The organism is Nostoc sp. CALU 1950 (assembly GCF_051172895.1).
In the GTDB taxonomy this organism is placed as follows: Bacteria; Cyanobacteriota; Cyanobacteriia; order Cyanobacteriales; family Nostocaceae; genus Nostoc; species Nostoc edaphicum_A.
Window position 1 is genome coordinate 32,609 of the sequence record NZ_JBDNJQ010000057.1, and the last position, 12,187, is coordinate 44,795.

The window sequence follows — 12,187 nt, forward strand, 5'->3', positions numbered from 1 at the left end:
CTCTGTGTACGTAAGTATCTTTGCCTATGGGCGAACTATCATCTGGAAAAATCTGGAAGAGCGCTCTTATGGGTTCCTATCAATGATAATTTTAAGCATTGGGAACCCCTAAAAATCAAAGTTTATGAACGCAGCCGACGACAAAACGATTGTTCGCGAGTATTTCAATTCCACAGGGTTTGACCGTTGGAAGCGAATTTACGGCGATGGCGAAGTCAATAAAGTCCAATTAGACATCCGCAATGGACACCAGCAAACCGTGGATACAGTTCTCGGCTGGCTGAAGGCTGATAACAATTTACCAGAGCTATCAATCTGTGATGCTGGATGTGGTGTTGGTAGTCTCAGCATTCCTCTGGCGGTAGATGGTGCCAAAGTCTATGCCACCGATATTTCGGAAAAAATGGTGGAAGAAGGCAAGGACAGAGCAAAGGAAACTTTGGGAAATGGTGAAAATCCCACTTTTGCTGTGCAAGATTTGGAATCGTTGAGTGGTAGTTACCATACCGTTATTTGCTTGGATGTTCTCATCCACTATCCCCAAGAAAAAGCGGATGAGATGATATCTCACCTCTGTTCTTTAGCACAGTCGCGGATAATTCTCAGTTTTGCACCGAAGACCTGCGCTCTAAGTATACTCAAGAAAATTGGCAGTTTCTTTCCTGGGCCAAGTAAAGCGACTCGTGCATATTTGCATCGTGAGGCTGATGTGGTGAAAATTTTGGAAAGTAATGGCTTTTCTTTGCAACGACAGGCGATGACAAAGACTCGCTTCTATTTTTCCCGCCTACTAGAAGCTACACGTAACTGATGTGAAAATCGCAGCAAGAAAAATACTATAGGAATCCGCTTTGATTTCTGAACTGATTTGCGTAGGCAGGGAATAGGCAATAGGCAACAGTCAAGAAGGCTTCTTGGTTGTACTGAGTTTTTTCAGAAATCAAATATGAGTCCTATATATCTTTGCTGCGATTTAAGCATCTCAAGGGTTAACACTGGGAGATGTCGCATTTTGTGGCGAGTTTTGATTTTGGCGCTCGCTCTGATTGTGAGCATAAATAATTATCATAAAGGAAGCGATCGCAGCTGCTCCTAAGAAAATGATCCCAGGAATTAACCAGATTTCCCCTCTATTCCGATAAATTTTATTTTTAGAAGCTTTAACAGAAATTTGTATATTGACGAGATGATATTGATGGTTTATGTAGTATGGACATCTACCCCATCCTGTCATTGTTAAATCAGGCACAATCCTCGCCCCACAATCATCCTGAGTTGGTGTAAGGTCGAATCTTTACATAAAATTAAGTATATTTAAAATATTACATGATTACTAGTGTAATCTGTACGCGCTTAATTATGCTTGCTTTTTCAAGCTAGGTACGCCAAGAAGTCCGGTGCAATTACTAAAAAACTGTCCAGGGGAGTAGATTGATATATTGGAACCTCTGCAAAAGTAAGGTTAGAATCTCTAGCAAAGTTCAAATCTGAAGTAGAACTATGAAAACTGCTGAAAAATTGGCTGCCGGTTGGCTACTGACACTAGGATTCATGTTTTTAACGCTCTCAGCATCAGCAGCACTAGAAAAATTTGCTACACGTAAAGTGTATATACCAGTAAAAGAACCGTATGATTTTACCGCACCAAATCCTACTTCTGAAGATGATAATACTGCTGTCGGTGGTTTAATTTTTGGTGTACCTAGCCTCACACTGGGGGCATGGTTAGCGTTGGGATTGTATCGTCAAAGTCGGCAGGAGAAAAAGGCACTTAATCAACAACGTAGCGATCGCTTGCAATCGATTTTTTATGAGATGCTACAAGAAAATCATGGGCGCGTAACTGTTTTAGGCTTTGCCATACAGTCACAAATACCCGCAGCTAACGCCAGACAATATTTAGATGAAAAAGCTAAAGAATTCAATGCAAACTTTAAGGTGAATGAAGAAGGGGCTGTATCATATCATTTTGATGTCTAATTGTCATTAGTCATTTGTCCTTTGTTATTTGTCCCTTGTTATTAACTAATGACCAATGAATAATGACTAATGACTAATGACTAATAATAAACTTACGGCTAAGTGTAATGACGCAGATTTTTTTGAGCGTAGCTGCCATTTTAGGCGGTTTGTCAGTTGCTGCTGGTGCTTTTGCTTCCCATGCTTTGCGGGAAAAAATTAGTGAGCGATCGCTAGAAATTTTTGAAACTGGTGCTCGTTACCAAATGTATCATGCTCTGGCACTTTTCTTAGTAGCAATCCTAATTAGTCGTACCGAGTCCCCTCAACCCACTCTCATTGCCAGTGGTTGGCTGTTTCTCATTGGAATTGCTATTTTCTCAGGTAGCTTGTATGCCCTTAGCTTAACCGGTATTAAATCCTTGGGAGCGATCGCACCACTAGGCGGTGTAGCCTTTCTTAGTGGTTGGGGTGCTTTAGCTTTCGCTGCTTGGAATTTGAAGTTGTAAACAAGTTAGGAGTGGTAGAAACGCGATTAATCGCGTTTCTACTGAATTAGGAGTTAGGAGTTGGGAGTTTCTAACTCCTATCCCCATTTATTAGAGGCTAAATTTCCTCCTTTTCATAACAGATTTTATATTAAAAGAACATATATATAGCCATTTTCAATCCGGCGAAATACAAGTATGCAAATAAACCTAACCCCTTTCCCGAAGCAAGAAGGAGGAATAATTCAAAGTCTTTCTCCTTTTAAAAGAGAGGAATGGAAGTCAGGTCAAAATTGCATCTCACGCTTGTTGAGAACTGCTATAAGCTTTCATGAAACCCGTGCAAGTAAATTTTATTTATCTGCAAAATGATGAACAGCGATTTCTAGTAATTAAATATTTTCAAAAGTGAGACGCACCTAATATTTTTCAACAGACAGGATTACCTATTCATAAAAGTTATTTCCGTAATATTACAGAAGTCATGAATACAAAAAAGCAATAAACTGCACAAGTATATTACTAAATAGCAGTTAAGAATTTTACATTTGTAATATTATTTAGACCTATGAAACGGCGCAACCTGCTTTGGTATTCACTACTATTTGCTGCTGGCTGCACAACAGGAGTAAATTCTACTAATAATAGCTCAGATCAAATAGCAATAACTGCACCAAAAAATCTTAAATTTGCAGTTACAGATGTCACTGGGATTGAAGATTTACAACGAGATTTTGGAATTTTTCGCACTACATTAGAAGGAATATTAGGCATAAAAGTTGAGTTTTTTCCTGTGGAAAATCCCACAGCAGCAGCACCAGCATTGTTATCGAGAGAGGTGGATATTGTATTTGCAGGGCCTTCAGAATACTTGATTTTAAATGCCAGGGCAAAGGCTATTCCTATAATTGCCATTGAGCGCACAAACTACCATTGCATTATTGTAGTTCGTGCAGATAGCAAAATTAAATTATTATCTCAATTGAAAGGCAAAACAATTGCCATGCGAACAGTTGGCTCAACTTCTGGACATATTGCTCCCACAAAGCTACTAATAGACGCTGGATTAGATCCAAAAACTGACTTCAAAACTGTCATGTTGGATGATAGAGGAGTACAAGCATTAAAAAAAGGTGAAGTAGATGCCTGGGCGACTGCATCTGACAGATACGAAAACATTTTGGAATCTGAGGGCTTAATTGAAAAAGATTTTTCTGTAATATTTAAAGGGCCATTACTTCCCAATGATGTATTTGTTGCTAGTAACCATTTTGCATCTAGCTTTATAGAAGATATGCAATCCCGTATGATTAAGCATCAAGATAAACTAATTCAAAGTTTGGTGACAGCTAAAGCGAACAAAAAGTATAAAGGAAGCAAGTTAATTCTAGCAAACGATGCTGATTATAATATAATTCGTGAAGTTTATCAAAAAATCGGGCAAGGAAACTTTTTATAATAAAATAGTTGATAAATTAATGATAATTAATACGAAAAAATACTTGGAACTGATTTTTAGATATCCTCGTTACTTAAACGATAACTGGAGCATTTATAAAAAAATTATTTATGGCTATACTGTAGCAATTAGTATTGCTTTTATAGGGACAACAAGTGGTTTTTTAATTGCATACCGCTATGAAACACTTGCCCAAGAACAGTTGAATTTATCTTACCAACAACAATCTCTATTAAAAAATTTAGAAAATACAATAACTAGAGTAAGGCTCCATCCACAAAGGTTAGTTACTGTTTTAGAAAATACTATTTGGTTAGAATTTGAAAAAAATAAATTCATTGACGAAATTAATCAGGTTAATCAGCAGTTGGCTGAATTACGGATGTTTATAAATACACATCCCCATGATTTGACAATAAATAATATGGACTTGTTGAATTTATTGAACAATTATCAAAAAAATAGCCAAATATATACTCAGAAAGTCAAAGCTTTTTGGCAGCAGATTGAACTAAATCAGTTATCCGTAAACAAATCAAAAGCTAACCAGGAACAGTTATTATTTTTTTTTAATCAAGAAGCTAATCTTTCGGTTGAGTTTGAGAAGCTTTCAGACGAATTAATTCGGATTATAGGATATGCTGAAATTCAAAAAAAGCAAGCAAATGTTAGTTTTGGTGATGCCCAAAAATTGCGAATTAAAGTTATTGTTGGAAGTTTGCTGTTATCAGCTGCGATCGCAGCTATACTAGCAGTATATACCAGTCAGTTAATTGCACGTCCCCTACAAATAGTTACTAGCGTTGCCAGAAAAATTACGCAAGAGTCGAATTTTACACTGAGAGCTAATATTACAAGCAATGATGAAGTAGGAACATTAGCTACTTCTCTTAATCAATTAGTGGAATGGGTAGGAGATTACACCCAAGAACTAAAGCTAGCTCACCAAAGTTTAGAGCAACGCGTAGAAGAACGAACCCAAGAACTAGAACTAGCTCGCCAAACTTTAGAGCAACGTGTAGAAGAACGAACCCAAGAACTTCAAAGAACTCTGCAAGACTTAAAAGAAGCTCAGGGGCAATTAATTCAAACAGAAAAAATGTCTTCTCTTGGGCAGATGGTAGCAGGTATAGCTCATGAAATTAATAATCCTGTTAACTTTATCTATGGGAATATTGAATGCGCTAGTGACTATACTCAAGATTTGCTGAATCTAGTGACTTTATACCAGAAACAATACCCAAATCCTATTCATTTAATAGAAGAAAATATTGAGAAAATTGATTTAAATTTTATTCATAAAGATTTGCCTAGCCTACTTTGTTCTATGAAAATTGGTGCTCAACGTATTCGAGAAATTGTGTTATCTTTGCGGAATTTTTCTCGATTAGATGAAGCTGAAATGAAAGAGGTAGATATTCATGAAGGTATTGAAAATACTCTGTTAATTCTGAATCACAGACTTCAACAAGAAATTGAAGTAATTAAAAAATATGGAAATTTACCCTTGATTGAGTGTTATCCATCACAACTAAATCAGGTGTTTATGAATATTTTGAGTAATGCTATAGATGCTCTGCTAGATCAAAAATCTCATTCAGTTAAAAGTAAAAAAATTATTATAAATACATTAAATATAGATAATATTTATATCAAAGTAGGGATCAGAGATAACGGCTCTGGAATTCCACCAGAGATTAAAAATAAACTGTTTGATCCTTTTTTCACAACTAAGCCAGTGGGTAAAGGTACTGGATTAGGCTTAAGTATTTGTTATCAGATAATTGATAAACACAAAGGTAAAATAGAAGTAATTTCAGAATTAGAGGAAGGAACAGAATTTGCAATCATTTTACCTATTAAAACACAAACAAACTAGTACCATTATCTACAAGTAATACATAATTTAAATTTACTAAAATTCTGTTTTTTAAAACACTTATGAACGAGAAGTGATGAACTCATGATTCATAGCTTTTTGTTCTCAAATTTATCAACAAATTATGCAAAGCCACATTTGCTGAAGGTACTTCAGGTAATGGGCTAGATTCATACGCCTCCTGCAACTTATTACGCAGACGCTCATATTCTCTTTGATGAAAATCTATATTAAAATCTGACAAAACAGACCTTTCTGTACCTGCTAACTTTTGGGCGATTAAATCAGGAATATATGGTAAATTAAAAACCTCATTGAGATTAATTAAATTAGCTTCGACTATCCCTGTTTGCATCAGATAAATCCCAGCTAACAGGACTCGATAAACATAAAGTAATGGCTTAATCCTATACGTATGTTCTTTCTGAAAAAGTTTCCATTGTGTCGTAGCAAAACCAATATAATGGTAGCTATGATGACGGGTAATACAATTTTTGGCAATAATTTTCAATTCATCATGTTCCGGTGAAGTTGTTAATATTAAGGGTGAGTACAGTTGTTCTAACACATAGCCATTCTTTTTAAGTAGCATCAAAAATAATTTTTTGACATCATGAGTCACTAAATCAATTTCCAAAGATTCACGAACTTCTGAAACTTCAATAGTTTCATTTCCCGTCTCTAATCCCACCACTTCTGTAACTGGTAAAATATGCACACCACGCAAGTCATAATCAGAATCAGCTGACGGAAAGCCATATAAGTGGGAACCACTGATAGTTGCAAATAAAAGCGGGTAAGGCTGTTGTCCAATAATTGTTATAATAGAGTTTGGAATCTTCATAATGTTTTTTATGTTAAATTAGAACTTTTGAGATATTCTCTACAAATAAAGGCTTTCAGCTTTACAATATATTTTATTTGGCGGTTCACTGAAGTATTTGAACAAAGCTGGACATAGCCGCCAACCTTCCAATTTATTTTTATCCCAGTAATACCAATGACCGTTATATTCTGCTCTTAACCAAATTAGTTCAGCTTGATAACCAGGAAAAGGATTTGCAGAAAATAACAATTTAAAGCCTTCATCAACATTAGCAATACCATCAACCAAAATATCAATCATTTCGGGTATATCACTGACAAATGGTTCTTGGATTAGTTCCATTCGCTCATCATCAAATACCCATGTTTGATTATGTCTATATGGGAAAATTACCATTATTGAGTTAGGCATCAGTCATTGGTTTTTGATTATTGGTAATTAATCTTTATTATTTGTCTATTTTGTTGAACATTACTCCTGAAGTTCAAAATTACGCCAAAATAATACAAGTTTGTATAAAACATTAGTAAGCTAAATGTTTTGTGTAGTGAGGAGGTCAATAGGGTGATATGAGGTAGCACTCGTTAACAAGGATAGTGCAAATTTATCCAAAAGTCAGCTAATTCTCAGTGAGAAAGCTTACTCTATACAGCTATTGGGAGCAAATACTTTAATCATGTGCCGTTTACTTGCTTACCTCGGTTCGCCTGTTTCTTTAGAATATCTTCTGTATAAACCAGAACACTCACTGATAGTCCAGAGTTATCAACCCCGCGAAATGACCTCTGGGGTAGTAAATGCAGATGGCTTTGGTGTGGGTTGGTATCATAGTCAAAAAGATACTGACCCTTTTATCTACAAAAATACCCTGCCTATTTGGAATGATATAAACTTACCCAGTCTCAGCCGTTACGTTGAATCTAAATGTGTACTTGCTTATGTCCGTAGTGCTACACCAGGTCAAGCTGTAGATTTTGCTAATTGTCAGCCCTTTAACCATCAACAACAACTCTTTATTCACAATGGACGAATTGAAAATTTCCACAAAACATTACACAGAAAAATCCGCAGCACTTTAACCCAAGATTTTTACGAAAAAATTAATGGTAGTACTGACTCTGAACACATTTTTGCCTTATTACTTTCACAAAGTCAAATCAATAAACATCGACCTCCAGAATATGCTTTACGCAACACATTATTAACGCTTTTAGAGATGGCAAAACGCTATCAAGTAGAAGCCTCACTCAACGTAGTTTTTAGTGATGGAAATCGCCTGACAGCTTCTCGCTTTGCTACCAATTCACCAGTTCCATCTCTTTACTGGATAAGAGATGATCCGACTTTTCCAAAATCTGTAATTATTGCATCCGAACCTCTATTTATAGGTAATTGGATTGCTTGCCCAGAAAATAGCATTATTAGTGTGGGAGCAGACTGTGAGATCCAAATTGAGCAAATCTAGTGTGAAAGAGGTTATTTTTCAAGCCTTTTATGAATGTCGTCTGCAAACTTTTGCACTGTTCCAGGATATGGATGAAGCCACATTCTGTAGTCAGCCTCATCCTGACTTTAGCCCTGTTGGCTGGCACTTGGGGCATATTGCCTATATCGAGTCTTTATGGTTGCTAGAGCGCAGTGCAGGTAGCCCTTGTTTGTTTCCGCAATACCGTAAGCTATTTGCGGCTGATGGTTTACCCAAATCAGAACGTGTTCATTTACCAAACTTAGAGGAAATTCGTTATTACCTAGACACAGTTAGAGAAAAAGTTCTCGAATACCTAGAAGTAGCTGACATTGAGCAGCAAGAACGTCTATGGCACTTTTTGATTCAGCACGAAAGTCAGCACTGTGAAATTATTAGTTTTGTCTTGGAATTAAACAAGAGGCAGGAGGCAGAAGTTGTTACCCTCCACATCCCCACATCCTCCACTCCTTTTACCGAAATGATTCAAATCCCAGCAGGTGAATTTGAACAGGGAAGCGACTCAATTGATGCACTAGATAACGAGCGCCCTGCCCATCGAGTGTATTTGGATACATATCTGATTGACCGCTACCCTGTGACTTGTGGACAGTATCGTGAATTCATTGAGGCGGGAGGCTACCAAAATTCTCAATGGTGGTCAGAAGACGGATGGCAATGGTTACAAGTTGAGTCAGTGATTCAACCACTTTACTGGTGCAGCGATGCCTACAGCAGCAAGCTACGGAGTTATGATAGTCACCCGGTTTGCGGTGTTAGCTGGTATGAGGCCGAGGCTTACTCCCGATTTGTGGGTAAGCGGCTACCCACAGAAGCCGAATGGGAAAAAGCAGTCAGTTGGGATGCACAGACTAATAGTCACCGCACCTATCCTTGGGGAGATGAAAAACCAACCGCCCAACAGTGTAATTGTGTAGGCGTAGCCCGTCGTAGAGATCGCTTAATTGGTAAGACAACAGCAGTAAATGCCCACCCTGCTGGGCAAAGTACCTATGGTTTGTACGATACTCTCGGCAATGTCTGGGAGTGGACAGATTCCTGGTTTGATGGCTACAACGGTTTCCAAAGTTACCCTTACACAGGTTACTCGCAAGTTTATTTTGACCACCAGCACCGTGTTTTAAAAGGCGGTAGTTGGGCAACTCGTTCTTGGGTACTGCGTTCTAGTTTTCGCAATTGGTATCATCCCGGTGTACGCCAACTTTTCGCAGGGTTTCGCTGTGCTGCTGATGAAAAACTCCACCCACATGGGAATGGAGTTTTTGGGCATGGGGAATAGGGCATGGGACATGGGGAAGAGTCACCAATGCCCAATGCCCAATGCCCCAAGTTGGCGGGTGGCTATCCCTCTCCACGCCACTTGCGGGATGGAGTTTCCCGCCGACTTTCGATGAAGTAATGGGTTAGTAATAGCACTTAAACGCTTACTTGCTGTCATTTTAATGGGAAAATCGCTACAAATAGCACTAATGCTTGAGCAATATTGCTCAAGCATGATTTTATTAGCTATGACAATGTGTTTCACTGATTGGGGTAAAGGTCTGCCATAAAAGGTCACTTATTACGCCAAGCATACGGAGGTTTAATGTCGATATCTAAAGCTGTTAACAGCAAGGTTACTTCTCAAAGCAGCGTTGAAAAACGCTTGCAGATAGAACGTTTGGTAGGAGCAACTCAAATAGTTGCACCTAGTGCTGGGAGTGATGTGGTTAAGGGATTAACTCAAACACCTAAATCTCTACCCCCCTGTTACTTTTATGACGACCGTGGTTCTGATCTGTTTGAGCAAATCTGTTATTTGCCAGAATATTATCTTACACGCACAGAAACAACGATCTTACAGCATTTTGCTAGTGAAATTGCCCAGATAACAGGCCCTTGTGAATTGGTAGAACTTGGCAGTGGCAGTTCTAACAAAACCCGCATTTTACTAGATGCCTACCAACAGCTAGGCTATCCCCTGCACTACCTACCAATTGATGTGTGTGCAGGTATGTTGGAAAGTAGCGCCAAGCAGTTATTAGGAGATTATCCCTTACTGCAAGTTTGTGCACTGGCGGGAACCTATGAATTAGCCCTTGCAAAACTCCTACCGACGCAATTACCCAGTCGGATGATTTGTTTTATTGGTAGCACTTTAGGTAATCTGACACCTGATGAGTGTGATGTGTTCTTCTCTCAAATTACAAATGCTCTACAAGTAGGTGAGTATTTATTATTGGGGATAGATTTACGAAAGCCGAAACAGATTTTGGAACCAGCTTATAACGACAGCCAAGGAGTAACGGCAGCTTTTAACCTTAATATGCTGGAGCATTTAAATCAGCGGTTTGAGGGTAATTTCGATACCACGCAGTTTGAACACTGGGCATTTTACAATGAAAGGGAGCATCAAATAGAAATGCATTTACGCAGCTTGCGATCGCAAATTGTAGAATTACGCACTCTTAACCTCAAGGTTAATTTTGCCCTAGATGAGACTATCCTCACCGAAATTTCTCGCAAATTTGACCTTAATACTATCAAACAGCAACTCACCGCAGAGGGTTTATTACCTCTTCATGTGTGGACAGATCCAAATCAATGGTTTGGTTTACTGCTCTGTCAACTGCAAGCATAAAGCAAATCAGGTATGTCTCACATAATATAGCGATTCCCAATTGAGTCCAATATAAGTAAGTGAGCGTAAATAATTAAAGGTTTGTAGTGGGGACTTTAGTCCTCTCTTAAGGGCTAAAGCCCTTACTACGAGCTAATTCAATTGAATTTTACATTACTTAATGTAGTTTGATTTATTCTTGCCCACTTACTTAGACCAATACGGTTCGGTAAAAGGGGAAAAGGTTTTAAATACATCCTTTACCCCTTCCTTAACCTTTTCCCAGACCACAAGAAAAGTGAAGAGGGCATAGACCTAACAAAAACAGCCCTAACCCTTGTAGCGTTGGGGAGTAATACTCAAAGCCTCTCTCCTTTTCGGCTACAGTGTACACCTTAGCTCCTTTTAGGAGAGAGGCAAATATATTGGATACAAAAGAAGATGATATTTATCCTACTCAACAAGAGAGAGCAATTAAAATATCTCTCACTGGGGTAGTATTTTCACCAGGTAATGTTATACATCATGTATGAATGCAGAACCCTATCAGCGCAAAGGAAACTAAATGTTTAGCCGCTAATTATTGCTGCATTGAAGGTGTGCGAAAGATTCTGCTGAATATAGGAACCCTTGGTTCAGGCTTAGTTGCAGTTATATTTGCATTAGCAGTAGAAGAATTATCAGCTGCCTCAGAGAGGATAGGTGGTTTGCTATTAGTAGAATTAGCAAAATCACTCAATTGAATAGCTGAAGATGAATTTGAAGATACGGAAGTAGTATTATCAGTATTTTGACTGTTGGGCTTGACCGGAGTTTGAGCTTGAGATGGAGTAACGATGAAAGTCGAACTTGTTCCTAATACCAGTATGAGCAAATGAGAAATATATTGTTTCATGGAGATTGGTAAAATGGGTTGATAAATATTCAAATCTTGAAGAAGTTGTGTTTGTTATTAGTTGGACATAAAATCGCAATTTTCCAATATAAGTCATGACGCTGTTGTACAATCAAGCTTGATCGCAGCGATTGATAAACCAATAGACTACTAGCGCTTAGTACATTAATTCCCTAACAACAACCGAACCTCCCTAAATTACCTTTACTACAAAGAAAGGGGAAGGTAAACTTCTCTTGAGTAAAAAGAGAGCGGTTATATTAAGACTATGAATCAGTCTGATAGAGAGTTGGCAAATAGATACACCTGGAATAATTGACGCTTTTTAATCAACTAAGCCAGCACAACCATTAATATCTTAGTTATATTTAACCTATTAATAGAAGAGGGATGTTACGGAAATTTTTAAAAAGGCAGATTTATATAGATCAACTCTTAATTAGCATATTTAACTAACTCAAGCAAAAAGTATATGAACTTTTAACAAAACCTGAGTTTGATGAAGTAGATTTAGTTAATAAATATATTGTACGTTTAGCAATATAGGAATCCGCTTTGATTTCTGAACTAATTTGCGTGGTGCGCGTTCGCGGAGC

12 protein-coding genes are annotated in these 12,187 nt (G+C 37.8%); 8 read left to right on the forward strand and 4 right to left on the reverse strand.

Annotated elements, in window-relative coordinates; all coding sequences use genetic code 11:
• The first annotated feature begins 124 nt into the window (after positions 1-124).
• Entirely contained in the window at positions 125-811 is a 687-nt protein-coding gene (gene bchM / locus ABF638_RS17035) for a magnesium protoporphyrin IX methyltransferase (protein WP_435024045.1), read from the forward strand.
• Between the two features lie 171 nt (positions 812-982).
• Here bchM and ABF638_RS17040 read toward each other — a convergent pair whose 3' ends face one another.
• Positions 983-1,249 carry a hypothetical protein gene (locus ABF638_RS17040; RefSeq protein WP_435024046.1) on the reverse strand — a complete coding sequence of 89 codons (267 nt, stop codon included), beginning with the start codon at positions 1,247-1,249 and terminating at the stop codon, positions 983-985.
• 251 nt (positions 1,250-1,500) lie between these two features.
• Between ABF638_RS17040 and ABF638_RS17045 the strand changes: the two genes are divergently transcribed.
• The 4 genes from ABF638_RS17045 to ABF638_RS17060 all read left to right on the forward strand — a co-directional run bounded on the left by ABF638_RS17045 (position 1,501) and on the right by ABF638_RS17060 (position 5,785).
• On the forward strand, positions 1,501-1,980 hold the full coding sequence (locus tag ABF638_RS17045) for a hypothetical protein (protein WP_435024047.1): 480 nt from the start codon (positions 1,501-1,503) through the stop codon (positions 1,978-1,980).
• Between the two features lie 107 nt (positions 1,981-2,087).
• A complete protein-coding gene (locus tag ABF638_RS17050) occupies positions 2,088-2,468 on the forward strand; it encodes a DUF423 domain-containing protein (RefSeq protein WP_435024049.1) in 381 nt (126 codons plus the stop codon).
• Positions 2,469-3,015: 547 nt separating this feature from the next.
• Positions 3,016-3,906, forward strand: a complete 891-nt coding sequence (gene phnD / locus ABF638_RS17055) for a phosphate/phosphite/phosphonate ABC transporter substrate-binding protein (protein ID WP_435024050.1) — start codon at positions 3,016-3,018, stop codon at positions 3,904-3,906.
• Positions 3,866-5,785, forward strand: coding sequence for an ATP-binding protein (locus ABF638_RS17060; RefSeq protein ID WP_435024051.1), 1,920 nt, complete (start codon positions 3,866-3,868; stop codon positions 5,783-5,785). The genes phnD and ABF638_RS17060 overlap by 41 nt, the downstream gene beginning before the upstream one ends.
• An 82-nt stretch (positions 5,786-5,867) precedes the next feature.
• On the opposite strand, the gene ABF638_RS17065 is transcribed toward ABF638_RS17060, so the two are convergent.
• A complete protein-coding gene (locus ABF638_RS17065) occupies positions 5,868-6,629 on the reverse strand; it encodes a nucleotidyltransferase domain-containing protein (RefSeq protein WP_435024053.1) in 762 nt (253 codons plus the stop codon).
• Positions 6,630-6,668: 39 nt separating this feature from the next.
• Entirely contained in the window at positions 6,669-7,022 is a 354-nt protein-coding gene (locus ABF638_RS17070; protein WP_435024054.1) for a DUF6717 family protein, read from the reverse strand.
• A gap of 265 nt (positions 7,023-7,287) precedes the next feature.
• Here ABF638_RS17070 and egtC point away from each other — a divergent pair, with 265 nt between their 5' ends.
• The 3 genes from egtC to egtD all read left to right on the forward strand — a co-directional run bounded on the left by egtC (position 7,288) and on the right by egtD (position 10,717).
• Positions 7,288-8,076 (forward strand): ergothioneine biosynthesis protein EgtC, encoded by a 789-nt coding sequence (gene egtC / locus ABF638_RS17075; protein WP_435024055.1) that lies wholly within the window; start codon positions 7,288-7,290, stop codon positions 8,074-8,076.
• The gene (gene egtB, locus ABF638_RS17080; RefSeq protein WP_435024056.1) at positions 8,051-9,376 is read left to right on the forward strand and encodes an ergothioneine biosynthesis protein EgtB; all 1,326 of its coding nucleotides are present in this window, start codon (positions 8,051-8,053) and stop codon (positions 9,374-9,376) included. The genes egtC and egtB overlap by 26 nt, the downstream gene beginning before the upstream one ends.
• 306 nt (positions 9,377-9,682) lie before the next feature.
• Positions 9,683-10,717 carry an L-histidine N(alpha)-methyltransferase gene (gene egtD / locus ABF638_RS17085; protein ID WP_435024058.1) on the forward strand — a complete coding sequence of 345 codons (1,035 nt, stop codon included), beginning with the start codon at positions 9,683-9,685 and terminating at the stop codon, positions 10,715-10,717.
• A 559-nt stretch (positions 10,718-11,276) separates the two neighbouring features.
• On the opposite strand, the gene ABF638_RS17090 is transcribed toward egtD, so the two are convergent.
• Positions 11,277-11,591 (reverse strand): hypothetical protein, encoded by a 315-nt coding sequence (locus tag ABF638_RS17090; protein ID WP_435024060.1) that lies wholly within the window; start codon positions 11,589-11,591, stop codon positions 11,277-11,279.
• Positions 11,592-12,187 lie beyond the last annotated feature (596 nt).

Excerpts from the sequence above, each read along its gene's own strand:
- ABF638_RS17050 (WP_435024049.1), top strand. The coding sequence starts at position 2,088 with ATGACGCAGATTTTTTTGAGCGTAGCTGCCATTTTAGGCGGTTTGTCA.
- phnD (WP_435024050.1), top strand. The coding sequence starts at position 3,016 with ATGAAACGGCGCAACCTGCTTTGGTATTCACTACTATTTGCTGCTGGC.
- ABF638_RS17070 (WP_435024054.1), bottom strand. The coding sequence starts at position 7,022 with ATGCCTAACTCAATAATGGTAATTTTCCCATATAGACATAATCAAACA.
- egtD (WP_435024058.1), top strand. The coding sequence starts at position 9,683 with ATGTCGATATCTAAAGCTGTTAACAGCAAGGTTACTTCTCAAAGCAGC.
- ABF638_RS17090 (WP_435024060.1), bottom strand. The coding sequence starts at position 11,591 with ATGAAACAATATATTTCTCATTTGCTCATACTGGTATTAGGAACAAGT.
- ABF638_RS17045 (WP_435024047.1), top strand. The coding sequence starts at position 1,501 with ATGAAAACTGCTGAAAAATTGGCTGCCGGTTGGCTACTGACACTAGGA.
- ABF638_RS17065 (WP_435024053.1), bottom strand. The coding sequence starts at position 6,629 with ATGAAGATTCCAAACTCTATTATAACAATTATTGGACAACAGCCTTAC.
- bchM (WP_435024045.1), top strand. The coding sequence starts at position 125 with ATGAACGCAGCCGACGACAAAACGATTGTTCGCGAGTATTTCAATTCC.
- egtC (WP_435024055.1), top strand. The coding sequence starts at position 7,288 with ATGTGCCGTTTACTTGCTTACCTCGGTTCGCCTGTTTCTTTAGAATAT.